Genomic DNA, 25,988 nt, shown 5'->3' on the forward strand with positions numbered 1-25,988 from the left:
AAAAAAGTCCACAAACGTTTATAAATAAACATTTGTGGACTTTTAAAAATATATTTCGTAAATTGGATGGGGCTTTTTTTATGCAATAATACTCAACCTTTAAAAAGAACTAGGTTTTTCAACATTAGACTTGATTATTTTCAATCTAGATTCATCTATATTAGATAAATCGAAACCTTCTATATCCCGGAAACAATCTTCGACTTCGAATTTCATTTCATTTGAACCAGATAATTCTCTTAATTGGTAGTAAAAAAGAGCTTTAGCTTCGTTATCATGATTCGATAGTAATTGAGCTACTCTATCTTTACCATTTAACTTAGATATAAGATTATTTTCTGCATCTGAAATAACATAAAAGTAAGAATTACCAAAAATATCATGTGAATCATCTTTATAAGAAATTAATTGTTCTAATGAAATCATTTAAGCACTCCTCTAAATGATTTATATTTTTTTATTCTACTTTAGTATGTCAAACACCTTAATGATTTGTATCTAACAATTAAATTTAAATAAAAAATAATCCTCAATCAAAAAGAGAGAAGGGTATTTTTTCCTCAAAACATAACCTTCTTATGCGGCATCTTTCTGCCTTTATAATCAAATATCTGTCCAAAGTAGCTAGGTTTCGAATCGAGACGGTACTCTTGCACAACTAATTGCATCCGATCGTTTATAGTTCCTTCTATACTAATGACCGAATCTTCTTCAATGTCGTACATAAATTTATAAGCTTTCATTCCAACGACCAGACAATTGAATTTACGGTCATCTACTTTCAGTGTGAAACGGCATAGGGGAGAACCGTTATCGGTGTTAATCACTTTAACTTCAGAAACAACTTTTCCGGTGAGTATAGCAAAATTCATTTTAAACAGCTCCTTTTATCTATTAAACATCATCATCCGTGTTGTTCCATTTTTTTAGAACCACAAATTGAATGTTTCGAATTTCATCAAAATCGACTTTGGTATTATTTATGAAGATACCTAATTCGTCACCACCAACAATATGACCAACTACGTCATCATAGTAAAATCCGTTTTGATCTACGTTTTCAAGTTGAATAGCGACAGACTTATTCTTTACTATGGATTCATTTATTACTATTTCAATTTCACCTTGGTTCATCTGTCTTTTTTGCTGATTAACTTTTGTCCTTTCGCTTGATAACTTTTCTTGGACAGCCGTATGCTCAGATAAATAAAAGCCTGCCCATTTCTTAATGCCGCGATCACGATATTCCTCATTTAAAAAGCTCATTGGATACCCTCCATTCCGCCAGCGTGCCCACCAACAAGAGAGCTGCGGTTAATAGCTGTAGCTCCTTCTAAAAGGCTGCTAGCATGTACTAGTGATTGAAAACCATACTTATCTCTTATTTTATCTACCAACAAATCTAATTTTTCATTTGTGATCTGTTGAGAGGGATCTTCAAATAAATCCAATTGAATATTACTAGTGTAAGTCAATTTTGAATAAGAAATTCCGATACTCCTTACAGCCATGTCGTCTTCATAATGTTTATTGAAAATATCAAAACAATAATCGACTAACTTCTTCGTATTAGATGTATTAGGAATTTTTAATTGTCGAGAGAATCCTGCTTTTTCTTCATGCTTAGAATAGGTAACGGTAAGGCTGACACATCCTGTTTTGCAAAGGTGCTTTCGAATGCGGGTCGCCACTTGTTCCGCCATTTCTCGAATCACTATTTTGATCTCATGTCTTTTATAATAATCTCTTTTAAGTATTTGAGAGTTTCCGTAACTTTTTTCTAAAGGACGATACTGATCTCTAATATCGCTGCGATCGATACCCCATGCACCAGCGTATAGCTGTTCTCCAATAAGGCCCATAGACTCTCTTAGCTGGTAAAAATTTGCATGTGCTAAGTCATAGACTGATTTAATCCCTAAGCTATTTAGCCGTATAGCTGTTCGTTCTCCGATGCCCCACATGTCGGTTATGTTTTCTATTTTCCAAATCGTTTCTGGGACATCTTTGTATCGCCATTCAGCAATCAAATTAGCGTTGCATTTGGCTTCATTATCCAAAGCTAGTTTAGCCAGCAACATATTGTCACCAATTCCAATAGTGACGTAAAGGCCAGTTTTCTTATGAATGTGGTATTGAATCATTCTAGCCAAGTCGTAGGCGCTTTTTCTTTTAAAGAGCTTCAAGCTCGCTCTAACAGACACAAATGATTCATCTATGCTGTAAATATGTAAATCCTCATCTGAAACGTATTTACGAAAAATATCGTTGATTTCCGTATTCTTTTCTATATAAAATTGCATGCGTGGAGGCACGATCAATAAATCAGGATGATAGGGGATATCCCGTTTTCTGGTCACGTTACTGATGCCTAATACTTTTTTAGCTAAAGGGGAGGCAGCTAGAACCAAACCGCCAGCATTTTCTGCATTGCTCATAACTACCAACATAGTTTTTAATGGGTGCAGGCCGCGTTCAACACATTCAACTGAAGCATAAAATGATTTAACATCAACACAGAGAATGTCGCTGCTTATCTCATCAGAGTAATCGAATGACATAAAGATCCCTCCTTTTTTATTTCATTATACGAACAAACGTTCGATAAGTAAAGCGAACAGAACATTAAAATAACCCTAGGAAACAAATCCAAGAGTTTTATCAAAATGCCTAGTAGTCCGCCGTTTATTTTTTAAAAAAGTTCCCCCAAAGTTCCCCCAAAAAATAATAGAAATACATGGACTAACATGGAGAGTTGGTTAAAAATAAAAAAGCCCGAAAGGCTATTGTATAGCACTTTCGAAGCTTTTACAGTTACTAGATAGAATCTAGTTTTATTAACGGTTGTAGTACTCAACGATGAATGCTTCATCAATTTCAGCGTATAACTCTTCACGTAATGGTAAACGAGTTAATGAACCTTCTAATTTTTCAGCATCAAAAGTTAGGAATTCAGGACGGCCGAATAATGATTCAACAGCAGACTTGATGATTTCCATGTTTTTAGATCTTTCACGAACAGAGATGACTTGTCCAACTGAAACGCTGTATGATGGAATATCAATGCGTTTTCCGTCAACAAGGATGTGACCGTGGTTTACTAATTGACGAGCTTGACGACGTGTAGTAGCAAAACCTAGACGGTAAACAACGTTATCTAAACGTTGTTCTAGTAAGATCATGAAGTTATCACCGTGTTTACCTTCATTGATTTTACCAGCTTTTACGAACAAGTTTTTAAATTGACGTTCGTTCATTCCGTACATGTGACGCAATTTTTGTTTTTCTTGTAATTGCAAACCGTATTCTGTTAATTTCTTACGGCTGTTTGGACCATGAGGACCTGGAGCGTAAGGACGGCGTTCGATTTCTTTACCTGTACCAGAAAGTGAAATGCCTAAACGGCGAGAAACTTTCCAACTTGGACCTGTATAACGTGACATAATAAAATTCCTCCAATAATTCTTTTTTGGAGTAAAATAACAAGTTGATAGTTCAGTATTTCGTGCAGTTTATTTTTCATTCTTCACCTTTGCAGCCGCAGGTTACACAAATGCACCATAATTGGCAATAAACTGTTGACGTGAATACCACTTTCACGCTGCATTATTTTACACAACTTGAATTATACAATGTATTCTTCTCAAGAGTCAAGCATTGTTGCACTTTTGTTTAAATCTGGCTGTTTTTTAATAAGATTTCAACAAATTGTTCTAAAAACTGTTGATCCACTGTATCAAAACGATTCGTGATCGGAGCATCGATGTCCAATACGCCTATTTTTTTATTATTTATCGTTAATGGAATGACGATTTCAGATTGACTGGCTGCGTCACAAGCGATATGACCTGGAAATTGATTAACGTCTTCCACCACAACAGATGCATTTTTTTCAAAAGCTGTACCACAGACACCTTTACCTATTTCGATACGGATGCAGGCTACTTTTCCTTGGAAAGGGCCTAAAACAAGTTCGCCAGAGGTTTCTTCATAAAGATAGAAACCAGCCCAATTGATATCAGGCAAATTTTCAAATAATAATGCTGCAGCATTGCTTAAATTCGCAATAAAGTTTTTTTCGTCACCAATCACAGCAGCTAGTTGCTGGTTAGTTAATCGGTATTTAGCTTCTTTTGACAAGTAAATCACTCCTTTAAAATGGTTAGTTACTAAATGAGGTGAATAAAAAACCTTGTTTAGTAGTGTTAGATTTCATTGTATATGTTACAATATACAATAGGTATTTTTATAAGTAAACGTAAACTAAATGAACACAACTATTTTTTGAAAACAAGTCAGTAAATCAAATTAAAAAAATACAAGTAATGAAAGTACCAATTCAGCTGGAGGTATTAGAATGAGTTTTGAATATATTTTGATAGCGATTATTTTATTGGCAGTTATTGCCTATGGAACGAGTTATTTGATGAAGAAAAAACATTACGCCATTATTGATGCTTTGGAAAAACAGAAACTTGAGTTAATGGAACTTCCAGTAATCGATGATCTACATAGCGCTAAAGATCTCCAACTAACTGGACAAACCGAAGAAACATTCAAGAAGCTGAAAGCAGAATGGCAGAAAGTTGAAACGACCACTTTCCCGGATTTAGAAAACTGTTTGTTTGACGCAGAGCAGGCTACGGATCGCTTGCAACTGGTTCATGCTAAAAAAGCAGAAACAAAAGCAGCAGAGCTGATCGAAGGAGCCAAAATAACCATTGCAGATATTCAAGAAGCTTTAAAAGAGTTGCTGAAAAGTGAAGAAAAAAATCTTTTGGAAGTCAAACGTATTCAAGAAACGTACCAAGAAATTCGTAAGAAGTTGTTGACACAGAGCTTTTCGTTTGGCCCAGCTTTGGAGAAACTTGAAAAAAAATTAACTTTTTTAGAAGTAGATTTTTCGAAAATCGAAGAATTGACTGCTTTAGGAGACCATATTGAGGCCAAGAAAGTATTAAGTCAGGTTGATCTTGATACTAAAGAGTTGAATCATCTGATTAAACAAGTACCTGGGATTTTGAAAGAACTGACTACCGAATTTGCTGGTCAAATTGAAGAATTAAAAGAAGGATATGAACAATTAATTGCACAAAAATTTGTGTTTTTAGATGATACGATTCTGGACGATATTGAGGCTATTGAGAAAGAATGCCAAGTTTCCGAAAGACTGATCGCCGATTGTGAACTTGAAGAGGCAAAAATGAAAAACCGCGAAATCGAAGAAAATATCAACCATTTATACGATATTATGGAGTTGGAAATTGAAGCGAAAGAATTTATCGTAGCTCGTCAACCTGTTTTAGATGATTACATTGAATTTGTATTAGAAAAAAACCGAAAATTACTGATTGAAATTGATCGTGTCGCTCAAAGTTATGCCTTAAATAACGATGAGCTAGCAAAAACTCAAACAATGCAAGAAGAGCTGCTGGAGATACAAAACAATTTTGATACCTTTACTGATGGACTAAACAATCATCAAGCCGTTTTTTCCGCAGTACAAGAAAGTTACACAGAGCATGCGAAAGCCTTAGAACAAATTGAAGGAAAACAAAAAGAAATCAATGATCATCTGATTGAATTGCGTGAAGAAGAAATGGAAGTTAAAGCTAAAATCGATGATTTTGAATTTAACTTACGTGGTGTAAAGAGATACATTGAAAAACAACATTTACCTGGCTTGCCTACAGGTTATTTAGACTTCTTTTTTGCTACAACAGAACGAATTGAAGAACTATCAAAAGAATTAAACAAGCTGAGAATTGATATGAAAGACATTAAAAAGTTATGCGATTTATGCGATGATGATGTTGAATTATTAATTGAGAAGACAGAAGATATTGTAGACAGCGCAATGTTAACGGAATACATGATGCAGTACGCAAATCGTTACCGCCATACGCATCCTGAAATTTCAAGTGCTATTACTGAAAGCTTTGCATTATTTAATCAAGAGTTTGAGTATCAAGAAGCGCTTGAAACGATCTCCACTGCTTTAGAAGAAGTAGAGCCAGGAGCGTTTAAAAAAGTAGAAGAAAGCTATTTAGAGGACAAACAAAAGAAGAGATAGAAAAGAAACAGAGTGATTCATTGTTGTGAACACTCTGTTTTGTTGTGGCGAAGAAAGAGCTGTTAAAAATGCTTTCTTGTGGTTCAAAGAGATTTTGTTATAATAAGAAAGATGTTTTTTAGCAGAAATATAGAAAAGAATAATAGAAAGTGTGATCAATAATGATATATTTTGATAACAGCGCAACAACACAAATCGATGAAGGGGTTTTGCAAACCTTTTTAAAAGTCAGCCAAAGTATCAATGGCAACCCTTCTAGTCTTCATAAATTAGGCGATCAGGCTGCGGGATTACTGCAACAATCACGTGCACAGATAGCGTCGTTAATAGATGTCACTCCACAAGAGATTTATTTTACAAGTGGCGGAACGGAAGGCGATAACTGGGCGATTAAAGGAACGGCCATTGAAAAAAGTGTTTTTGGCAAACATTTGATTACAACAGCTATTGAACACCCGGCAGTTAAAGAGACGATGCATCAATTAGAACAATTGGGATTCGAAGTGACTTATTTACCTGTTGATAAAAAAGGAGTTATTTCAATCGAAGATTTAAAACAAGCTCTTCGGCCAGACACCATTATGGTTTCTGTTATGGCAATCAATAACGAAGTGGGCAGCATTCAACCGCTTGAAGCTATTGGAAAAGTATTAGAAGACTATCCCTCTGTCCATTTTCATGTAGATGCTGTCCAGGCTGTTGGGAAACAGCCTTTGTTGTTAGGTCCTGACTCACGTATCGATATCGCTTCATTTTCAAGTCATAAATTTCATGGGCCAAAAGGCGTAGGATTTATTTATTTGAAAAAAGGCAAGAAAATTGCTCCATTATTGAACGGCGGAGGTCAAGAAGCTGGGTTGCGTAGTGGGACGGAGAACATTGCAGGAATTGCTGCAATGACTAAAGCTTTGCGGTTAGTCTTATCTGATGCTGTCGAAAAACAAGCTCTCCAAAAAAAGATAAAAAACTATTTGGCTGATGCATTGAAAAAATATCCAAAAGTAACTCTTTTTTCTAGTGAGGAAGGAGCTCCGCATATTCTTTGTTATGGTTTAAAAGGCATTAGAGGCGAAGTGATGGTGCATGCTTTTGAGGAAAAAGACATTTACATTTCTACGACAAGTGCGTGTTCCAGCCGCAGTAAAACAAGTTCTAGTACTTTAGGAGCAATGAATGTTCCGGAGTTTATTGCCACAAATGCAGTTCGAGTTAGTTTGACAGATACGAATACGATGGAAGAAGCTAAACAATTTTTAAATGTATTCGATGAGCTGTACCATCAATTTCAAGCAATCAACGCATAAAAGAAAAGGAGCGGGAATTTAATATGCAATACGATGAAGTAATGGTTCGCTATGGCGAATTGTCCACTAAAGGAAAAAATAAAAAATCTTTTATCAATAAATTAGTACAAAACGTGAAATTTGCTTTACATGACTTTGATGAGCTAAAAATTCATGGCGGTCGCGATCGGATGCATTTGACGTTAAATGGTGCAGATAGCGAAGTTGTTTTAGAACGATTGAAACCAATTTTTGGTATTCAAAATTTTTCGCCTGTGATGCGTCTTGAGCGTGACATGGAACAAGTAAAAAAAACAGCGGTGGCTATGGTACAAGAATTGTATACAGAAGGAAAAACATTTAAAATTTCAACACGTCGTTCAGATCATGAGTTTGAATTAGATACGAATGACATCAATCAATTATTAGGTGCTGAAGTTCTTAAACATGTCGAAGGCATCACTGTTCAAGTGAAGAAGCCCGATATCGATTTACGCGTCGAAATTCGCAAAGAAGGATTTTTCTTGTCTAGTCAAACGATACTAGGAGCTGGGGGGTTGCCTGTAGGTTCAAGCGGTAAGGGTATGTTGATGTTATCAGGAGGAATCGATTCTCCGGTGGCTGGGTACCTAACGATGAAACGGGGAGTTGAAGTGGAAGCCGTTCATTTCCATAGTCCGCCTTATACAAGTCCGCGAGCTTTACAAAAAGCTAAAGATTTAACATCGAAATTAGCAGCTTTTGTCGGCAGCGTTCAGTTTATTGAAGTGCCTTTTACTGAGATACAAGAAGAAATCAAAAAGAGCATACCAGAGGGATATCTAATGACTGTAACACGGCGTATGATGATGCGAATCACAGACCGTATCCGTGAAGAACGGAGAGGATTGGCCATTATTAATGGTGAATCTCTTGGACAAGTAGCCTCTCAAACGATGCATAGCATGATTGCCATCAACGATGTGACCACTACTCCGGTTATTCGTCCAGTTGTTTCTATGGATAAAAATGAAATCATCGAAATTGCTCAAAAAATCGATACCTTTGAATTATCTATCCAACCTTTTGAAGACTGTTGTACGATTTTCGCTCCGCCTGCTCCAAAAACAAAACCGGATGTGGAAAAAACGCGTAAATACGAAGCTCGGTTAGATGTAGAAGGCTTGATTCAACGTGCAATGGAAGGATTAGTTATTTCAAAAATCAAAGTGGGAGACACTTTAGAAGAACAGCAAAAAGAAGCTTTTTCTGATTTGTTTTAAGCTCAAAAAGCCTGAACTTTAATTGGTTCAGGCTTTTTTGTGTTTGAGGAGAAAATGTCATCGGGAGTATAGGAAAAAGAAGTACGTTAATCATTTCGTTTCAATTCAATAGGAATTTTATTGAGAAATAGATTAACCATATGAAATTGAATGTGATTTTAATCACAAAAAGATTGAGTTTATGCAATTGTAATGATATGATGCAAAGAGAAAGGGTGCAAAAGAGGAGGGCTTTTAGTGAAAGAGGAACAAATGGGAAGTCAGATTCCAAAAGCAACAGCCAGAAGAATGCCTATTTATTATCGTTGTTTAAAAAAGTTGCAAGATAGCGGAGTAAAGCGAATAAAATCAAATGAAATCAGTCAGTTAACGCAGATTCCTTCTGCAACTATTCGACGTGATTTTTCTCATTTCGGGGAATTAGGCAGAAGCGGATACGGTTATGAGGTAGATTATGTTACAAAAGTATTTAATGAGTTATTGAATGTGAATAAAATCATTAAGATTGCTTTGATCGGAGTTGGAAACCTTGGGAAAGCGTTAATCGAAAATAATTTCCGTAGAGATCAAAATTTGAAAATTACATGCGGCTTCGAGAAATGTGAAGAGAATTCCGGCAAAATATTATCCGGAGTTCCGGTTTATTCGATTGATCAGATGAAAGAAGTGTTACTAAGAGAAGAAATTCATGTGGCCATCTCTACGGTCCCTAGCGAATTTTCTCAAGAGGCAGTAGAGATGTTGGTAGATGGAGGGATTACGGCGATATTAAATTTTGCTCCAGGAAGGGTTAATGTGCCGGAACACGTGGGTATCCGGTATATTGACTTAACCAGTGAAATTTTAACGTTGGTTTGTTATAATGACTGGCTGCTTCATCCAGTAGTTAAATAGGTATTCGCTTTGTAGTTAGTGAAGCAATTAAAATGGTAAAGGTTGCATTTTTCTTTCCAGCCAGCGTATACTAAAGAAGTAGGTTTATATATGAATAGGAGCGATATACATGGAAATCACAAGAAAAGGCACTCCTTTTAAAGTTGAAGGCACGCAACCCGCAGTGGGAGAACAAGCACCGGATTTTTCAGTGAAAAATTTAAAAGATGAGACCATTGAATTGAAACAATTTAACGGAAAAGTTGTTTTAATCAGTGTCGTACCGGACATTGATACACGTGTTTGTGCGGTTCAAACGAAAGCTTTCAATTCAGCAGCAAGTGCTATCGAAGGCGTACAGTTAATGACGATCTCAACAAATACAAAAGAACAACAAGAAAATTGGTGTGCTGGAGAAGGTATCGAAATGGAGATGTTGCACGATACGGATGCTTCTTTCGGCAAAGCATACGGTTTATTTGTCCCTGAAATGAATGTATTAGCGCGTTCTGTGTTTGTAATCGATGCAAGCGGAAAATTAATCTACAAAGAAATCGTATCTGAAATGGTTGATGAACCAAACTATGACAAAGCTATTGAAGTTGCAAAAGCTGCTCGTTGAGTTTAATTCCGAATTATAAAATACAGGATTGAATTACCACCTTTTCAATGCTAAAATAAGACATACTTAAAAGCGATGAACAAGAAGAGTAATGTTATTTTTGGTTTAATAGAGAAAAGAACAGATGGTGGGAGTTCTTAACCGAAATAAGATGAAGGTAGCTTGGGAGCTGACAGGGTGAAGAAAGAGTAACCTTGTACGGAGTGACGTTACGTTAAAAACGTGAAGAGAGAGGTATATTCGGGAATAACGAATATGCAAACTAGGTGGTACCGCGAATTCTAAAGCATTCGTCCTAATGATTATACATTAGGATGGGTGCTTTTTTTGTCGTTTTATATAATAGCAGCTTTAAAAAAATGAAAAAGGGGTTAAGGGACATGGCAGATGAACTGAAGATGGCGACAAAATATCAACCAAAAGAAGTTGAAGCAGGCCGCTATGAAAAATGGTTAGAAAAAGATTTGTTTAAACCAAGTGGAGACAAAACAAAGCAACCTTACTCTATTGTTATACCTCCGCCAAATGTTACTGGAAAACTTCATTTAGGGCATGCGTGGGATACAGCTTTGCAAGACATCATTATTCGACAAAAACGCATGCAAGGCTACGATACTTTGTGGTTGCCTGGAATGGATCACGCTGGAATTGCGACTCAGGCAAAAGTAGAAGAAAAATTAGCAGAAAAAGGCATTTCTCGCTATGATTTAGGTCGTGAAAAATTTATTGAAACGGTCTGGGATTGGAAAGAAGAATATGCAGAGGTTATCCGCCAACAATGGGCTAAAGTTGGAATATCAGTTGATTACAGCCGCGAGCGTTTTACATTAGATGACGGCTTGTCAGAAGCCGTAAAAAAAGTTTTCGTTACAATGTATGAAAAGAAACTGATTTATCGCGGCGAGTATATTATCAACTGGGATCCAAAAGCTAAAACAGCTTTATCAGATATTGAAGTGATCCATAAAGACGTTGAAGGAGCTTTTTACCACATGAGCTACCCGTTGTCCGATGGCAGCGGTGTTGTTGAAATTGCTACTACTCGTCCTGAAACAATGTTAGGCGATACTGCAATTGCTGTGCATCCTGAAGATGAACGTTACCAGCAATTAATTGGGAAAACTGTTTTATTACCGTTAATGAACCGTGAAATACCGATTGTTGCTGATGAATACGTTGAAAAGGACTTTGGTACAGGGGTTGTTAAGATCACCCCTGCCCATGACCCTAATGACTTTGAAGTCGGGAACCGTCATGATTTGCCGCGTGTCAACGTGATGCATGAAGATGGAACGATGAATGAGCTGGCTGGCAAGTATGCTGGAATGGATCGATTTGCAGCTCGTAAAGCAGTTGTTAAAGATCTGGAAGCAGAAGGTCATTTAATCAAAATTGAAAAAATGGTTCACAGTGTCGGACATTCTGAACGTACAGGAGTAGTAGTCGAACCGCGTTTATCAACACAATGGTTTGTTAAAATGGAGTCTTTAGCAAAAGAAGCGATAGACAATCAAGAAACAGATAACAAAGTGTCTTTTGTCCCTGATCGTTTTGAGAATACGTATATGCGTTGGATGGAAAATGTTCACGATTGGGTTATTTCACGTCAACTATGGTGGGGACATCGAATTCCGGCTTGGTACCATAAGACGACTGGCGAATTGTATGTCGGCATGGAAGCGCCGGAAAACAGCGAGGATTGGGTTCAAGATCCGGATGTATTGGACACTTGGTTTAGCTCAGCTTTATGGCCGTTTTCAACAATGGGCTGGCCAGATGAAGAAGCGGAAGATTTTAAACGGTACTTCCCAACGGACACATTGGTTACAGGCTACGACATTATTTTCTTCTGGGTCAGCCGGATGATTTTCCAGAGTTTGGAATTTACTGGAAAAAGACCGTTTAAGAACGTTTTGATTCATGGTCTGATTCGCGATGAAGAGGGACGCAAAATGAGTAAGTCATTAGGCAATGGGATTGATCCGATGGATGTGATCGATCAATATGGTGCAGATGCACTGCGCTGGTTCTTATCGAACGGATCTTCTCCTGGTCAAGATGTGCGTTTCAGTTACGATAAAATGGACGCTGCTTGGAACTTCATCAATAAAATTTGGAACGCTAGTCGTTTCGCATTGATGAATATGGAAAACTTTACTGTTGAGCAAATAGATTTGACTGGTGAAAAAACCGTTGCGGATCGCTGGATTTTAACTAAATTAAATGAAACCATTCAAAAAGTCACTGATACGTCTGAACGTTTTGAGTTCGGCGAAGCCGGTCGGATTTTGTATCATTTTATTTGGGATGATTTTTGTGACTGGTACATTGAAATGAGTAAGGAAGTATTGTTTGGCGAAAATGAAACAGCCAAACAAACGACTAGAAGTATTTTGGCTCATGTTTTAGATCAAACGTTACGCCTGCTGCACCCGATTATGCCATTCGTGACGGAAGAAATTTGGGAAAACATCCCCCACGAAGGCGAGTCGCTAGTGATTGCGGATTATCCGGTAGTACGTCCAGAATTATCTGATGAAGCGGCTACTAAAGGAATGGATATTTTGATGGAATTGATTCGTTCGGTTCGAAATATTCGTTCAGAAGTAAATACGCCTTTATCAAAACCGATTGAACTGATGATCAAAACCAATGACGAAACAGCAGAACAGTTCTTAAAAGAAAATGTTTCGTATATTGAACGTTTCTGCAACCCGGAAGTTCTAACCATTTCCAGTAACGTAGAAGCTCCTGAAACAGCGATGAGCGCTGTTATTACAGGCGCTGAAATTTATCTGCCGCTAGCAGGTTTGATCAACTTAGAGGAAGAAATTGCCCGTCTTGAAAAAGAGTTGGTTAAGTGGGACAAAGAAGTTAAACGTGTCAAAGGAAAATTATCAAATGCTAAGTTTGTTGATAATGCTCCAGAAGCTGTAGTAGCAGCTGAAAAAACTAAAGAAGCTGAATACCTTGAAAAACATGCCATTGTATCAGAGCGAATCGGTGTGCTGAAAGCTCAGCTTTAATCGAATGTACAAACTAAAGAGCTGTCGCCTCTGTATTATTTATGAGGACGCCAGCTCTTTTTAAATGTATTCTTTTAGAAGAGTAGTCTATAATAAGTAGTGGAATAAGCATTAAAAGAACGGTGGGATAAGAGATGTTTAAAACTTATGAAGAAGCTTTGAGCTGGATTCATGGAACGAGTGTTTTCGGGATGAAGCCAGGGCTGAAACGAATGGAATGGATGTTAAAACGACTCGGTCACCCGGATAAAAAAATAAAAGCCATTCATGTAGCAGGAACAAATGGCAAAGGGTCGACCGTTACTTTTTTAAGAAATATGCTAGAAGCGAATGGACAAGTGGTCGGTACGTTCACTTCTCCTTATATTAAAACATTTAACGAGCGCATCAGCGTGAACGGAGAGCCGATTTCAGATGAAGAAATTTTGCGGTTAGCAAATATTGTCTACCCTCTAACCTTAGAACTTGAAGCAACAGAGTTTGGCGGACCGAGTGAATTTGAAATTATCACCACGATGATGTTTCTTTATTTTGGTGAAGGTCATGCAGATGTAGTGATTGTCGAAGTAGGGTTAGGAGGATTGTTGGATTCGACCAATGTAGTGGTCCCGATTGTTTCAGCAATCACGACTATTGGATTGGATCACACGAAAATTTTAGGCGAGACTTTGCCTGAGATTGCTTTGCAAAAAGCGGGCATTATCAAGCCGGGAGTTCCGGTCGTCACAGGAAATATTCCTGAAGAAGCGATGCAAGTCATTGAAAAATACGCTGAGGAGCAAGGAAGCGAAATTGAACGATTTAGCCATGATTTCAGTGTCTCGAAGTGGCAGACATTGCCTACCTGGGGAGAACAGTTTACATTTGAAGATGAACACATTTATTTAAATCAACTTCAAATCGAAATGCTGGGAAAACACCAAATTGAAAATGCGGCTGTGGCTATTGAAACATTACGCATTTACAGCCATAAAACGGGATTAGCGGTGAGCCATGAAGCGATGCGCCGCGGGTTAAAGCAAGCTTTTTGGCCGGGAAGAATGGAAAAAATCAATGACGAGCCGTTAATGATTTTAGACGGAGCTCATAATGAGCCTGCTATTCGACGATTAGCCGAAACGATCAAGCATGATTTTAGCCAGCAAGAAATTTATTTGATTTTCGCTGCTCTACGCGATAAAGCGCTTGGCCCGATGCTTGATGTATTGACAGAGCTTCCGAATGTTCACTTAGTGTTAACAAGTTTTGATTTTCCTAGAGCAGCAACAATCGATGACTTAAGCAGCTATGCCGATTCAAGAACAATAATGAAGGAACAATGGCAAGAAGCCTTGGTGGATACAATGAAAGAAATGGACGAGAGTGACATTGTTTTGATCACGGGTTCCTTGTATTTTATTTCAGAAGTTAGGCAGACTTTACTAGATTCAACTGAGGAATAAGGGGGTGGGGAGAATGGAGCAAGTGAAAGCTGTTATTTTTGATATGGATGGTCTGATGTTTGATACAGAAATAATGTATTATCAAGCAAACAAAGAAGTAGCAGATCGTATAGGGTTAGATTTTACGTATGATTATTATGCTCAGTATATTGGAATGTCTGATGAAGAGCTGCATCGTAATCTTTACTTAGACTATGAAGATGAAGCTAAAGTGACTCAACTTATCAAAGAAAGCAGCGATATGCTTTTTGACATCATAAAAAAGGATGGGCTGATCAAGAAACCTGGCTTATTGGAATTGCTTGAGTACTTAGAGGAAAATCAGATCAAAAAAGTAGTCGCTTCTAGCAACATTAAAACAGTTGTTTCATTCTTTTTAGAACACGGGAATGTACACAAATATTTTGACTGCTTTATAGGCGGCGATGAAGTAAGACGTGCAAAACCTGATCCTGAGATTTTTGAAAAAGCTTGGGAAAGATTAGGTGTTGCAAAAGAGCATACGATCATCTTAGAAGATTCAATGAATGGAATCCGAGCTGCTTATGATGCAGAAATCAATGTTATTATGGTACCCGATTTGTTTCAACCTGACCATGAAGCTAAACAAAAAGCATTTGCTATTTGTGATGATTTACTTCAAGTAAAAGAGTTCATTGCTGAAAAGAACAGTTTTGTGAAGCTTTAAAAGCAGCCCTATCGTACTGCTGAATAAAAGAAATAAAAAAAATCTCCTCTCTGCGCGGATAATATATTCGTGAAGAAGAGGAGGTTTTTTTATGACAGAAAACGTAACTAGTTTAGTGAATGAAGTACCGGTTTTTTCGAGGCCAAGAGAACGTTTGGAAATTTATGGAGAAAAAGCTTTAGCTAATCATGAATTATTGGCCATTTTACTGAGGACAGGTATCAAAGGAACGAATGTGATGACATTAGCTATGGAAGTTCTAAATTCATTTGAAGATTTGTATTTTCTGAAAACAGCTTCAATAGAAGAATTAATGGCAATCTCTGGTATTGGGAAAATAAAAGCTGTTGAAGTAAAAGCGGCCATTGAATTAGGCGTACGGATTTCTCAAGCATCTCAAATCAAAATCGGCCAAATCACTTCCAGCCGTAAAGCGGGAGAAATGCTGCTAGGCGAGATGCGTGATTTGCAGCAAGAGCATGTTATTGTGCTGTATCTAAATACTAAAAATGAAATCATAAAAAAAGAAACGATTTTTATTGGAGGACTTAATTCAAGTGTCGCGCATCCCCGCGAGATTTTTAGAGGTGCTGTCCGGTTTTCAGCAGCTCGTATGATCGTTGGCCATAATCATCCTTCGGGAAATCCGACTCCATCCGAAGCTGATATTTTATTTACTAAGCGTATGTTTGAATGTGGAGAATTAATGGGGATCGAATTGCTGGATCATATCATTATAGGGCAAGAAAGCTACATAAGCTTAAAAGAATTAGAAGTATTTTAAATGAAGCTTACAAACTCATGGTTCAGCTAATGAAGACTCTTTCCAGTTGCAGGCAGGGAAATGAAATTAGTTTTGAAAAAGGCTTGTCATAAGAAAATAACCATGTTATACTTATTTTAAGTTTTTGTTTAGGTATAAGAAAAGAATTGTTTCATAACATTCCAATTCGTACCGTTAGCAAGAATTAACAAATGTGCAAAACGCACGAGGAGGATATTTTATTATGGAACAAGGTACAGTAAAATGGTTTAACGCAGAAAAAGGTTTTGGCTTTATCGAACGCGACGGTGGAGATGACGTATTCGTACATTTCTCAGCTATCCAAGGAGACGGCTTCAAATCTTTAGAAGAAGGACAAGCAGTAACTTTCGACGTTGAAGAAGGAAACCGTGGACCTCAAGCAGCAAACGTAAACAAAGCTTAATTTAACTTAAAATTAAAACTTATAAGAACTTAGCGTAAATCGCTAAGTTCTTTTTTCTATTTCTAATAAAAGGAAGATTAACAGTGATGCAGAATTAGCTTGCTATTGTTTTTAGTCCATGCTATACTTAACTTAAGTTTTTGTTAGGTAAAAGAAAAGAATTGTTTCAAAAGACATTCCAATTCGTACCGTTAGCAAGAATATTATATTTGTGCAAAATGCACGAGGAGGAATTTCATTATGGAACAAGGTACAGTAAAATGGTTTAACGCAGAAAAAGGTTTTGGCTTTATCGAACGCGACGGTGGAGATGACGTATTCGTACATTTCTCAGCTATCCAAGGAGACGGCTTCAAATCTTTAGAAGAAGGACAAGCAGTAACTTTCGACGTTGAAGAAGGAAACCGCGGACCTCAAGCAGCAAACGTAAACAAAGCTTAATTTAACTTAAAATTAAATTGATAAGAACTTGGCGTAAATCGCTAAGTTCTTTTTTTTATTTATTTAATAAAGCGTTTTACTTGTGGAAAATAAAATGCTGTGATAAAATGAATTTAGCATTTTGTTGGAGGTAGAAAAAAGAATTGTCTCAAAACATTCCGATTCGTACCGTTAACAAAAATGTCAAATATATAGTGTTTAACGCACGAGGAGGATATTTTATTATGGAACAAGGTACAGTAAAATGGTTTAATGCAGAAAAAGGTTTTGGTTTTATCGAACGTGAAGACGGAGACGACGTATTCGTACACTTCTCAGCTATCCAAGGAGAAGGATTCAAATCTCTAGAAGAAGGACAAGCAGTAACTTTCGACGTTGAAGAAGGAAACCGTGGACCTCAAGCAGCAAACGTAAATAAAGCTTAATTTAACTTAAAATTAAAACTTATAAGAACTTAGCGTAAACCGCTAAGTTCTTTTTTAACGTTTCTAAAAAATACCTGTAAAACGACTTGATCATGGTATGTGTAAAATAGTTCTCGAGAGTTAATAATTTTACTAGCAAAAAGAAAGAAGGCGTTCTATCATAAATGTATGCTTGACCGGCAAATACATAAATGAAAGAGGCCTTCTTATGAATAAGATTATATCAAAGGTTTACCAAATAATAAAGGATTCAAGTAACTTAATAGAGACAGAAGAAGCTATTCAAGTTTATATGTATGAAGTATTTTCTGAATTAGTAGGAGATGTCTTCACTCATATCAATCAGGTGATCAAAGAGGAGAAACAACTTGAAGGTTGGAAAGTGAAACGAGAAGATTGGAAAACGGTCCAATTTATTTTCGGTCCCGTTCGGTACTATCGTACCTTAATGGTAGATCACACGGATCAGAATCATTATCCACTAGATGAGTGGTTAGGCATTCGAAAATATCAGCGTCATAGTCCATTAGTAGAAGTAAAAGTGGCTGAGTTGGCGAGTAAAGCTACTTATCGAGATACTGCAACTATTCTAAATGAATGGACGGCTGTCACGATCAGCCACCAAACAGTTGGCAGTCTTCTTAAACGCGTTGGATCAGCACAAGCACGTGAAGATGAAGAAAGCGTATTGGAGCTAGAAGAAGCAGCTGAATTGCCTGAAGGAAAAAAAGTGGACTATTTCTATGCCGAGGCTGATGGAGTTTTTGTTCGTGGAACAGAAAAGAAAAAAAGCTTAGAAGTTCGTCATGCCATTCTTTACGAAGGCTGGAATAAAAACGGAGAACGCGTTTCCTTAAAGGAACCTAAAGCCATTATGACGACTAAAAAAACCGCTGGTTTTTGGGCAGAGGTCCAAGCCTTTACAGCGAATCATTATGCCTTACAACAAGCCCAAGTCATTACCAATAGTGACGGTGGACAAGGCTATACTGCAGATAGATTCCAAGAAGCTTTTTCTCAATCGAATTATCCCGTTTTCAATCAGCTAGACTCTTATCATGTCTTTCAAGGGTTAAATCGTGCATTTGGTGTGAAAACGACTGTCTTTAAACAACAGGTCAAGCAAGCGATAAAAACACACGATTTAGATGATTTAACTATTTGGTTAGATACGTATGAAAGTACGTTAGACGAAACTTCAGCAGTGGAAAAACTGAATACATTTAGAACCTATGTCTTACGGAATTGGGATCGGATTTTCGATTGGCGCGAAAAAGTAGAACAAGCACCAGAGGATGCAAGAGGTTTAGGCGCAATGGAATCGAATCAACGACACATCTCTTTTCGCATGAAAAAGCGTGGGATGCATTGGAGCGCAGAAGGTTGCGAAGCTATGGTAAAGGTAAAACAAGGGATGTTCAATCACACCTTGCGTGAAGCCTACCTTCATCAACAAAATAGAAGTGCGAGACAACAGCGCAAGCTGAACCAAACGGTTCGTTTATCGTCGTTATTGCATGAGAAAACACGGCAGTCAGTCGGGGCAAAGAATGGGACCATTCCCTTGTATGCCTCTCGTTCATCGGCAATAGGACAATTAATTAAAAGTTTTCGTTAATTCCTGTCTTTTGGGAGAAGGTTCCTGGTTTTAGGAACGTTCTTCCAAAAGATGGGCCAGCAAGCGGCGGAGCCGTGCGGTAGCTGATGGGTGTACAAAAATAGAGTGCCTAAACTAGTGAAGGAATAGGACACTCGAGAAAAACTTGACACAAACTTGATCATGGTTGTACTTGCTAAGTAAAAAAAAACGTGTTATACTGGTCTTAAGTTTTTGTGAGGTAACAGATAAGAATTGTTTCATAACATTCCAATTCGTACCGTTAGCAAGAATTAACAAATGTGCAAAACGCACGAGGAGGATATTTTATTATGGAACAAGGTACAGTAAAATGGTTTAACGCAGAAAAAGGTTTTGGTTTTATCGAACGTGAAGACGGAGACGACGTATTCGTACACTTCTCAGCTATCCAAGGAGAAGGATTCAAATCTCTAGAAGAAGGACAAGCAGTAACTTTCGACGTTGAAGAAGGAAACCGTGGACCTCAAGCAGCAAACGTAAACAAAGCTTAATTAAATTTAAACTTTGCAAAAGACTTGGCATTTATTGCCAGGTCTTTTTTTATTGTTTTATTATAATAAAGAGCTATTTGGGAAATCGATCATCGGTTTATCAATAAATAAAAATGAATAGAAAGCAAAGCGCTTTCTGCCAAAACTATATCAGCATTATTCGTTGTACCCATAATGGGATATTGATTTTAACTTAAATTTCTATTAAAATAAGAGAATATTTAATGTTATGAACAGGAAAATAAAGTATGATGGTTTCTGATAAGGCAATATAACCTTTTTTTTGTTATACTGTTTTAGAGTCTGACAAGTAATCAAATGTAAAACGTATGGTTTCTGAGAAATTTAGACTGTTAGACTGACTTGAGAGGATGAAATAATGTGTTTAGATTTGGAAATAAAGACATCGGTATTGATTTAGGAACAGCGAATACAAATGTATTTGTAGATGGCAAAGGTATTGTCTTAAGAGATCCTTCAGTAGTTGCAAAAGATATCAATACTGGAGAAATCGTAGCCGTTGGTGAAGATGCAAGAAACATGATCGGAAGAACACCAGGTTCGATTGTTGCTATTAGACCTATGAAAAATGGTGTGATTGCAGATTATGATACCACTGCTGCAATGATGAAATATTACATTGAAAAAGCAATCGGCAAAACGACTTCTAAGCCATATGTAATGGTTTGTGTGCCAAGCGGTGTAACAGAAGTTGAAAAACGTGCGGTGATCGATGCAACTAGAATGGCTGGGGCTAAGGATGCCTTTATTCTTGAAGAACCTTTTGCTGCTGCAGTCGGTGCGGGCTTACCGGTAATGGATCCAACGGGTAGTATGGTAGTCGATATTGGTGGCGGTACGACTGATGTAGCTACTATTGCGCTTGGCGGAATAGTGAGCAGCCGTTCGATTCGTTTAGCAGGAGACAGCATGGACGATGGAATTATCCACTATATCCGTAAGAAATATAACTTGCTGATTGGTGAGCGGACAGCTGAACAGATTAAAATAGAAATTGGTTGTGCATCAATCGAAAAAGCTGCAGAATACGGGAAAATGGATGTCCGTGGGCGCGACTTGTTGACTGGACTACCGCAAACGATTGAGGTGCCAGCAATTGATGTGGCGGAAGCCATCAAAGAAGTCGTTGACGGAATTGTAAGTGCAGTAAGAGAAACACTAGAAGAAACACCACCAGAAATCTCAGCAGACGTCATTGATCATGGTATCGTTTTAACCGGTGGGGGAGCTTTACTTAAAAATATGAGTGATGTGATCGCTGATGAAACGGATGTTCCAGTCTTTGTAGCAAACGATCCATTGGATTGTGTGGCTTTAGGTACTGGAGAATCACTTAAGCATATGAACCTCTATAAAAAGAAAAGAAATAGATAGCTAAAAATAACATGACGTAAAAATGATGCGGGCGGTATTTTGCTTCCCGCATCGTTTCGTTTGAAATGATAACCTGGTAAAATACTAAGTTATTTTGTTTAAGTTATGGTAAAATAGAAAAAGCCTGAAGAATTAATGAGGTGAGAATTTGAATCAGTTTTTTTCAAACAAAAAGCTAATTATACTGTTGGTGAGTGTTATAGTTTGTTTAGGTCTTATTGCATTTTCCATTACAGGAAATGGTAAGACTCCAGTAGTTCAAAAGTTTACCAACGATATTACGGCGATTACAGGCCGAGTGTTAGCTAAACCGACCAATGCCGTTGTTAATTTTATTGAGGCAGTGGATGACTTGAAAAACACCTATAAAGAAAACCAGCTGTTGAAATCAAAGATCGATCGTTTATACGAAACAGAAGTTGAGTTGAGCGATTTAAAACAAGATAATCAAAAAATGAAAGAACAATTGGAACTACAAGATACGCTTTCAAATTACCAAAAAATCAATGGTACGGTCATTAGTCGAAATCCAGATAATTGGATTGATCAAGTCGTAGTGGATCGAGGAAGTCAAAGCGGTATAACAATTGGGTTATCTGTCATGGCGGATAATGGTTTGATTGGGCGGGTGATAGAAGTGAGTCCAACAAGCTCAAAAGTTCAATTGATAACAACATTAGACCAAAATAATAATCGGGTCGCTGCTTCGGTTTCTTCTGAAGAGGGCTTTGTTCATGGTGTCATCAATGGGTATGATGCCGAGACTAACCGATTGATCATGAAACAAATAACAACAGACGTAACATTGAAGACTGGAGATCAAGTGATGACTTCTGGACTTGGAGGTGTGTCGCCAAGTTCGTTGTTGATTGGAACGGTTGATGAAGTTAAATTAGATGCTCATGGGTTATCTCAAGAAGCTTATGTTACTCCTGCGTCAGACTTGAATGATATCCGTTATGTGACTTTTATTCAACGGACAGCTGAAAGTGGTGAATAATATGAATGAACAATGGAAAGTAAAGGTTTTTGCACCCTTACTGATTTTCTTTGGCTTCTTAATGGATGGACTGCTCTCAGGTGTTTTTTCTGAACAATTATATGGGGGAACGGGAGTCATGGTTCCTAGATTAATCGTTCTTATTTTTATTTTGATGTCTTTTTATCTGCCAAGGAATAAGATGATTCTTTATGCTGTTATTTTTGGATTGCTTTACGATAGTTACTATGTGGGAATTTTGGGTATTTACGTTGCTGCTTTTCCATTAATTGTTTATATTACAGAGAAATTAAAAAGAGTGTTGAATCCCAATCCGATTGTTGTCGGAATGATGGTCATCATCAACTTAAGCCTTTTAGAATTTATACTTTATGAATTTTATAAAGTTTTAAGTTTTACTACACTCGATACGTCTACTTTTATGGCTAGTCGTTTAGGGCCAACATTGCTGTTAAATCTCGTATTCTTTATCCTAGTATTTTATCCATTAAAAAAAATGATACTAAAAATGATTGAAAATTAAAACGATGGAAGACTCATTCGTTATCGAGCTGATAGGAGTTGTTAAAGTGAAACAAAGTGTGACATTAAAAGGGAATAAAGATGGCTTTGTATTAACCTTGGATGAATCGGCTTCTTTTGCTACAATCATTGAAGAATTAGAACAATTATTGGAACACATCAAGGCAGAAGCTAAAAAACCGGATCCGAAGAAAGAAGCTAAAGAAGAACCGTCAAAAGAAAAAAAAGAAATCTATTTAGAAATTTTCTCTGGCAATCGGTTGTTGACAGACAAAGAAAAAGAGTTGCTGACAGAAAAAATAAAAAGCAACAGTCAGTTTGTAATCAAGAAGTTTAATTCAGCTGTGGTTACATATGAGAGTGCTCTTGCTTGGCAAGAAGCTGTTAGTTTACAGATGGAAATCCAAACGATCCGCAGCGGCCAAGTGCTTCAAGCACCTGGAGATATTCTTTTTGTCGGGAAAGTCCACCCTGGCGGAGTTATTCGTGCAAACGGCAGCATCTTTATTATTGGAGAACTACATGGTATCGCACACGCAGGTTTTGAAGGGAATGCAGCTGCAGTTGTAGTAGCAGATTTTCACACGAGTGCACAAGTGCGAATAGCAGACAATGTACAGATTATTGAGAATCAATCTATAGCAGATGCTGCAATCAAGAAAAACGAATTTGCATTTATCAATGATTTACATATCTTGGATTTTGAATCTTTAGATCAATTGAGAAAAATGCGACCGAATTTAGGTAAAGTGACAGGGGGATTAATATAATGGGTACAGCAATTGTCATTACTTCTGGAAAAGGTGGCGTGGGAAAAACAACGTCTACTGCAAATATTGGAACTGCACTTGCTTTGCAAGGGAAACGAGTTTGTTTAATTGATATGGATATCGGTTTAAGAAACCTGGATGTTATTCTAGGATTAGAAAACCGGATTATTTACGATATCATTGATGTCGTCGAAGGCCGTGCTAAATTGCATCAAGCTATCATTAAAGATAAACGGTTCAATGATAATTTATACTTATTGCCTGCAGCTCAAAATGCCGATAAAAATGCTGTAAACGGAGAACAAATGGTTGAAATCGTGGACGAGTTAAAAAAAGAATACGATTATGTTTTAATCGATTGTCCAGCAGGGATAGAACAAGGATTTCAGAATTCAATTGCTGCAGCCGATGAAGCGATACTGGTGACAACACCAGAAATTTCAGCTATTCGTGATGCAGACCGAATCATTGGCTTATTAGAACAAACGGAATTAGCGCCTCCTCGTTTGATCATCAACCGAATTCGCAAACGGATGATGCAAGATGGAGAAGTTTTAGACGTTGATGAAATCACACGTCATTTATCAGTCGATTTATTGGGGATTATTTTTGATGACGACGATGTGGTCCGTTCTTCTAATAAAGGAGACCCAATCGTGTTGGATCCAAAAAATCCAGCATCGCAAGGCTACCGTAATGTAGCTCGTCGTATTTTAGGCGAAACAGTACCATTGATGTCGCTAAAAAGAGAAAAAGAAAGTTTTTGGACAAAATTGTTTGGTAAACGTAAATAACTATGGTATAGTATGAAGCAATAAAGAAAAGCAATGACGAGAAAAAGTAAGAGTAGGAACTTAAGCAGAGAAATTGCGGGTGGTGCGAGCAATTAAGAAACTATTCCGAACACACATCTCTAAGCTGGCAGTTGAACCATATTTTTTAGTAAACTGACTCGGGTGTACCCGTTACCGTACAAGCGTTTAGTAGTTTTGAACGTGATAAGGCAGTTTTCTGTGAAGAGGCTGCAAAAAAAGGTGGAACCACGATAAAGTAATCTATCGTCCTTTGATTTCCTGTTTAACGGGAAATCAAAGGACTTTTTTGTTTTTACAGAACTGCAGTCTGTAAAAAATAAAAAAATTATAAAAAAAGGGAGTGGCTGGAATGAAAAATAAATTAATGAAGATGATGGTTACAGTAGGAATGGCAGGATTATTTATGGCTGGTTGCGGCACTAATAGTGCAAAAGAAGATAGCTATGATCAGCTAGTACAAGAAGGTGAAATTATCATGGGGTTAGACGATACGTTCGCACCGATGGGATTTCGTGATACAAATGGTGAAATTGTCGGCTTTGATGTTGACTTAGCTAAAGAGGTCGGCGAACGTTTAGGGGTAACGTTTAACTTTCAGACGGTTGATTGGGCAATGAAAGAAACCGAGTTAAACGCTGGAAATATTGATGTCATTTGGAATGGATATACCATTACTGAAGAACGTGAAGAAAAAGTCGCATTTAGTGACCCTTATTTGGATAATAGTCAAATCATTATTGTTTTAGAAGAGAGCCCTATTCAAAAGAAAGCAGATTTAGCCGGTAAAACAGTAGCAGCACAACAAACCTCGAGTGCAGTTGATGCGATTACAGCCGATGATTCTAATATCATCAAAGACTTTAAAAATGGAGAAGTCGTACAGTACCCGTCTAATAATGATGTCTTCAATGATTTAGCTTCGGGACGAAGCGATGCCATTGTAGTTGATGAAACGCTAGCTCGTTATTACATGAAGCAAAACGCTGATATTGCTTACCGCGTTTTAGAAGAAGATTTTGGGAAGGAAGAATACGCAGTTGGGATGCGCAAAGCGGATGTTAAATTGAAAAAAGCTATTGATGATTCTTTGGCAGAAATGAAAACAGACGGTACCTATGAAAAGATTTATAGCAAATGGTTTGCTGAATAAATAAAAGGCTGTTTTTTTAGGGATAACGATAAAGACATGGGGGAGAACACGATGAAAAAGATTGTAAAACTACTGAGTGTATTGTGTCTTATAGGGGGATTTTTAGCGGCTTGCGGCAACAAAGAAGAAGAGAACCAAGGAGTTAAAGAGCCCGTATTTACAGCGGAAGCTGGGGAAACGCTGATTGTTGGTTTAGATGATACCTTTGTGCCGATGGGGTTTAGAGATAATGAAGGAAATCTAACTGGGTTTGATGTAGAACTAGCTGAAGAAGCTGGCAAACGGTTAGGATTGACCCTTAAATTTCAACCCATCGATTGGTCAATGAAAGAAACGGAGTTAAATACAGGAAAGATTGATGTAATCTGGAATGGATATGCTATTAATGAAGAACGCCAGAAAAAAGTGGCTTTTAGTGAACCATATGCTAGTTCAAGTCAAATTATTGTTGTTTTGAAAGATAGCCCAATCAAAAACTTAGCAGATTTAAAAGGAAAGACTGTAGCTTCGCAACAATCATCTAGTACAGTGAGTGTGTTAGAAAATGACCCAAGCAAAATCGTAAACACATTCGCAAACGAAGAGATTGTTCAATATCCTTCATATAATGATGTTTTTAATGACTTAGACAGTAAACGCAGTGATGCAGTTGCAGTTAGCGAAGTTTATGCTCGTTACATTCTAAAGCAAAAAGGGCAAGAAAATTATCGGATTTTAGAGGAAACATTCGGTAAAGAAGAAATGGCCGTTGGCTTACGGAAAACAGATAAAGAGTGGTTGAGAAAATTGAATGCTACATTAACAGCGATGCAAAAAGACGGAACGGTCGATGCCATTAAGACTAAATGGTTTGGCGAATAAAC

The 25,988-nt window shown here is 37.4% G+C and carries 27 protein-coding genes and 2 other annotated features; of the genes, 21 read left to right on the forward strand and 6 right to left on the reverse strand.

The features are described 5' to 3' along the window. Positions 1–99 precede the first annotated feature (99 nt). From JHE06_RS04140 to JHE06_RS04165, 6 genes are all read right to left on the reverse strand, one after another. On the reverse strand, positions 100–426 hold the full coding sequence (locus tag JHE06_RS04140) for a hypothetical protein (RefSeq protein ID WP_201089557.1): 327 nt from the start codon (positions 424–426) through the stop codon (positions 100–102). A 134-nt stretch (positions 427–560) separates the two neighbouring features. Then, a complete protein-coding gene (locus JHE06_RS04145; protein ID WP_058918214.1) occupies positions 561–872 on the reverse strand; it encodes a hypothetical protein in 312 nt (103 codons plus the stop codon). 22 nt (positions 873–894) lie between these two features. Further along, complete coding sequence (locus tag JHE06_RS04150; RefSeq protein WP_058918215.1) at positions 895–1,266, reverse strand: hypothetical protein; 372 nt, start codon at positions 1,264–1,266, stop codon at positions 895–897. Further along, positions 1,263–2,561 carry a Y-family DNA polymerase gene (locus JHE06_RS04155; RefSeq protein ID WP_058918216.1) on the reverse strand — a complete coding sequence of 433 codons (1,299 nt, stop codon included), beginning with the start codon at positions 2,559–2,561 and terminating at the stop codon, positions 1,263–1,265. Before JHE06_RS04155 ends, JHE06_RS04150 begins: the two co-directional genes overlap by 4 nt. Before the next feature lie 276 nt (positions 2,562–2,837). Further along, entirely contained in the window at positions 2,838–3,443 is a 606-nt protein-coding gene (gene rpsD / locus JHE06_RS04160) for a 30S ribosomal protein S4 (RefSeq protein WP_058918217.1), read from the reverse strand. 229 nt (positions 3,444–3,672) lie between these two features. Beyond that, the gene (locus JHE06_RS04165; protein WP_058918218.1) at positions 3,673–4,140 is read right to left on the reverse strand and encodes a GAF domain-containing protein; all 468 of its coding nucleotides are present in this window, start codon (positions 4,138–4,140) and stop codon (positions 3,673–3,675) included. 217 nt (positions 4,141–4,357) lie between these two features. Here JHE06_RS04165 and JHE06_RS04170 point away from each other — a divergent pair, with 217 nt between their 5' ends. The 21 genes from JHE06_RS04170 to JHE06_RS04270 all read left to right on the forward strand — a co-directional run bounded on the left by JHE06_RS04170 (position 4,358) and on the right by JHE06_RS04270 (position 25,986). Beyond that, complete coding sequence (locus JHE06_RS04170) at positions 4,358–6,073, forward strand: septation ring formation regulator EzrA (RefSeq protein ID WP_058918219.1); 1,716 nt, start codon at positions 4,358–4,360, stop codon at positions 6,071–6,073. A 161-nt stretch (positions 6,074–6,234) separates the two neighbouring features. Continuing rightward, the gene (locus JHE06_RS04175) at positions 6,235–7,377 is read left to right on the forward strand and encodes a cysteine desulfurase family protein (protein ID WP_058918220.1); all 1,143 of its coding nucleotides are present in this window, start codon (positions 6,235–6,237) and stop codon (positions 7,375–7,377) included. A 23-nt stretch (positions 7,378–7,400) separates the two neighbouring features. After that, on the forward strand, positions 7,401–8,618 hold the full coding sequence (thiI, locus tag JHE06_RS04180) for a tRNA uracil 4-sulfurtransferase ThiI (protein WP_201089559.1): 1,218 nt from the start codon (positions 7,401–7,403) through the stop codon (positions 8,616–8,618). A 252-nt stretch (positions 8,619–8,870) separates the two neighbouring features. Then, entirely contained in the window at positions 8,871–9,512 is a 642-nt protein-coding gene (locus JHE06_RS04185) for a redox-sensing transcriptional repressor Rex (protein ID WP_201089937.1), read from the forward strand. 109 nt (positions 9,513–9,621) lie between these two features. Further along, on the forward strand, positions 9,622–10,113 hold the full coding sequence (gene tpx / locus JHE06_RS04190) for a thiol peroxidase (protein ID WP_058918222.1): 492 nt from the start codon (positions 9,622–9,624) through the stop codon (positions 10,111–10,113). Between the two features lie 66 nt (positions 10,114–10,179). Beyond that, positions 10,180–10,414, forward strand: a binding site (T-box leader). A 79-nt stretch (positions 10,415–10,493) separates the two neighbouring features. Beyond that, positions 10,494–13,139, forward strand: a complete 2,646-nt coding sequence (locus JHE06_RS04195) for a valine--tRNA ligase (protein WP_058918223.1) — start codon at positions 10,494–10,496, stop codon at positions 13,137–13,139. 134 nt (positions 13,140–13,273) lie between these two features. Then, positions 13,274–14,581 carry a bifunctional folylpolyglutamate synthase/dihydrofolate synthase gene (locus tag JHE06_RS04200; RefSeq protein ID WP_201089561.1) on the forward strand — a complete coding sequence of 436 codons (1,308 nt, stop codon included), beginning with the start codon at positions 13,274–13,276 and terminating at the stop codon, positions 14,579–14,581. 13 nt (positions 14,582–14,594) lie between these two features. Continuing rightward, the gene (locus JHE06_RS04205) at positions 14,595–15,269 is read left to right on the forward strand and encodes an HAD family hydrolase (protein WP_058918224.1); all 675 of its coding nucleotides are present in this window, start codon (positions 14,595–14,597) and stop codon (positions 15,267–15,269) included. A 91-nt stretch (positions 15,270–15,360) separates the two neighbouring features. Beyond that, positions 15,361–16,053: a RadC family protein gene (gene radC, locus JHE06_RS04210; RefSeq protein ID WP_058918225.1), complete on the forward strand. Its 693-nt coding sequence runs from the start codon at positions 15,361–15,363 to the stop codon at positions 16,051–16,053. Positions 16,054–16,276: 223 nt separating this feature from the next. Further along, entirely contained in the window at positions 16,277–16,477 is a 201-nt protein-coding gene (locus JHE06_RS04215; protein WP_058918226.1) for a cold-shock protein, read from the forward strand. A gap of 240 nt (positions 16,478–16,717) precedes the next feature. Next, positions 16,718–16,918, forward strand: coding sequence for a cold-shock protein (locus JHE06_RS04220; protein WP_058918226.1), 201 nt, complete (start codon positions 16,718–16,720; stop codon positions 16,916–16,918). A gap of 224 nt (positions 16,919–17,142) precedes the next feature. Further along, complete coding sequence (locus JHE06_RS04225) at positions 17,143–17,343, forward strand: cold-shock protein (RefSeq protein ID WP_058918227.1); 201 nt, start codon at positions 17,143–17,145, stop codon at positions 17,341–17,343. 208 nt (positions 17,344–17,551) lie between these two features. Continuing rightward, positions 17,552–18,961: an ISLre2 family transposase gene (locus tag JHE06_RS04230; RefSeq protein ID WP_201088607.1), complete on the forward strand. Its 1,410-nt coding sequence runs from the start codon at positions 17,552–17,554 to the stop codon at positions 18,959–18,961. A gap of 311 nt (positions 18,962–19,272) precedes the next feature. Then, the gene (locus JHE06_RS04235; protein ID WP_058918227.1) at positions 19,273–19,473 is read left to right on the forward strand and encodes a cold-shock protein; all 201 of its coding nucleotides are present in this window, start codon (positions 19,273–19,275) and stop codon (positions 19,471–19,473) included. Between the two features lie 381 nt (positions 19,474–19,854). Then, the gene (locus tag JHE06_RS04240; protein WP_058918228.1) at positions 19,855–20,868 is read left to right on the forward strand and encodes a rod shape-determining protein; all 1,014 of its coding nucleotides are present in this window, start codon (positions 19,855–19,857) and stop codon (positions 20,866–20,868) included. A 148-nt stretch (positions 20,869–21,016) separates the two neighbouring features. Further along, entirely contained in the window at positions 21,017–21,868 is an 852-nt protein-coding gene (mreC, locus tag JHE06_RS04245) for a rod shape-determining protein MreC (RefSeq protein ID WP_058918229.1), read from the forward strand. Between the two features lies 1 nt (position 21,869). After that, positions 21,870–22,391, forward strand: coding sequence for a rod shape-determining protein MreD (gene mreD, locus JHE06_RS04250; protein ID WP_058918230.1), 522 nt, complete (start codon positions 21,870–21,872; stop codon positions 22,389–22,391). Positions 22,392–22,437: 46 nt separating this feature from the next. Further along, positions 22,438–23,160: a septum site-determining protein MinC gene (locus JHE06_RS04255; RefSeq protein WP_058918231.1), complete on the forward strand. Its 723-nt coding sequence runs from the start codon at positions 22,438–22,440 to the stop codon at positions 23,158–23,160. Continuing rightward, a complete protein-coding gene (gene minD / locus JHE06_RS04260; protein ID WP_058918232.1) occupies positions 23,160–23,954 on the forward strand; it encodes a septum site-determining protein MinD in 795 nt (264 codons plus the stop codon). The genes JHE06_RS04255 and minD overlap by 1 nt, the downstream gene beginning before the upstream one ends. Before the next feature lie 24 nt (positions 23,955–23,978). Next, positions 23,979–24,229 (forward strand) — a binding site (T-box leader). Positions 24,230–24,324: 95 nt separating this feature from the next. Then, complete coding sequence (locus JHE06_RS04265; RefSeq protein ID WP_201089563.1) at positions 24,325–25,125, forward strand: amino acid ABC transporter substrate-binding protein; 801 nt, start codon at positions 24,325–24,327, stop codon at positions 25,123–25,125. A gap of 51 nt (positions 25,126–25,176) precedes the next feature. Continuing rightward, on the forward strand, positions 25,177–25,986 hold the full coding sequence (locus tag JHE06_RS04270) for an amino acid ABC transporter substrate-binding protein (RefSeq protein ID WP_201089565.1): 810 nt from the start codon (positions 25,177–25,179) through the stop codon (positions 25,984–25,986). The last annotated feature ends 2 nt before the right edge of the window (positions 25,987–25,988 follow it).

Origin of the sequence: Carnobacterium sp. CS13 (assembly GCF_016653495.1) — a bacterium.
Classification (GTDB): domain Bacteria; phylum Bacillota; class Bacilli; order Lactobacillales; family Carnobacteriaceae; genus Carnobacterium_A; species Carnobacterium_A antarcticum.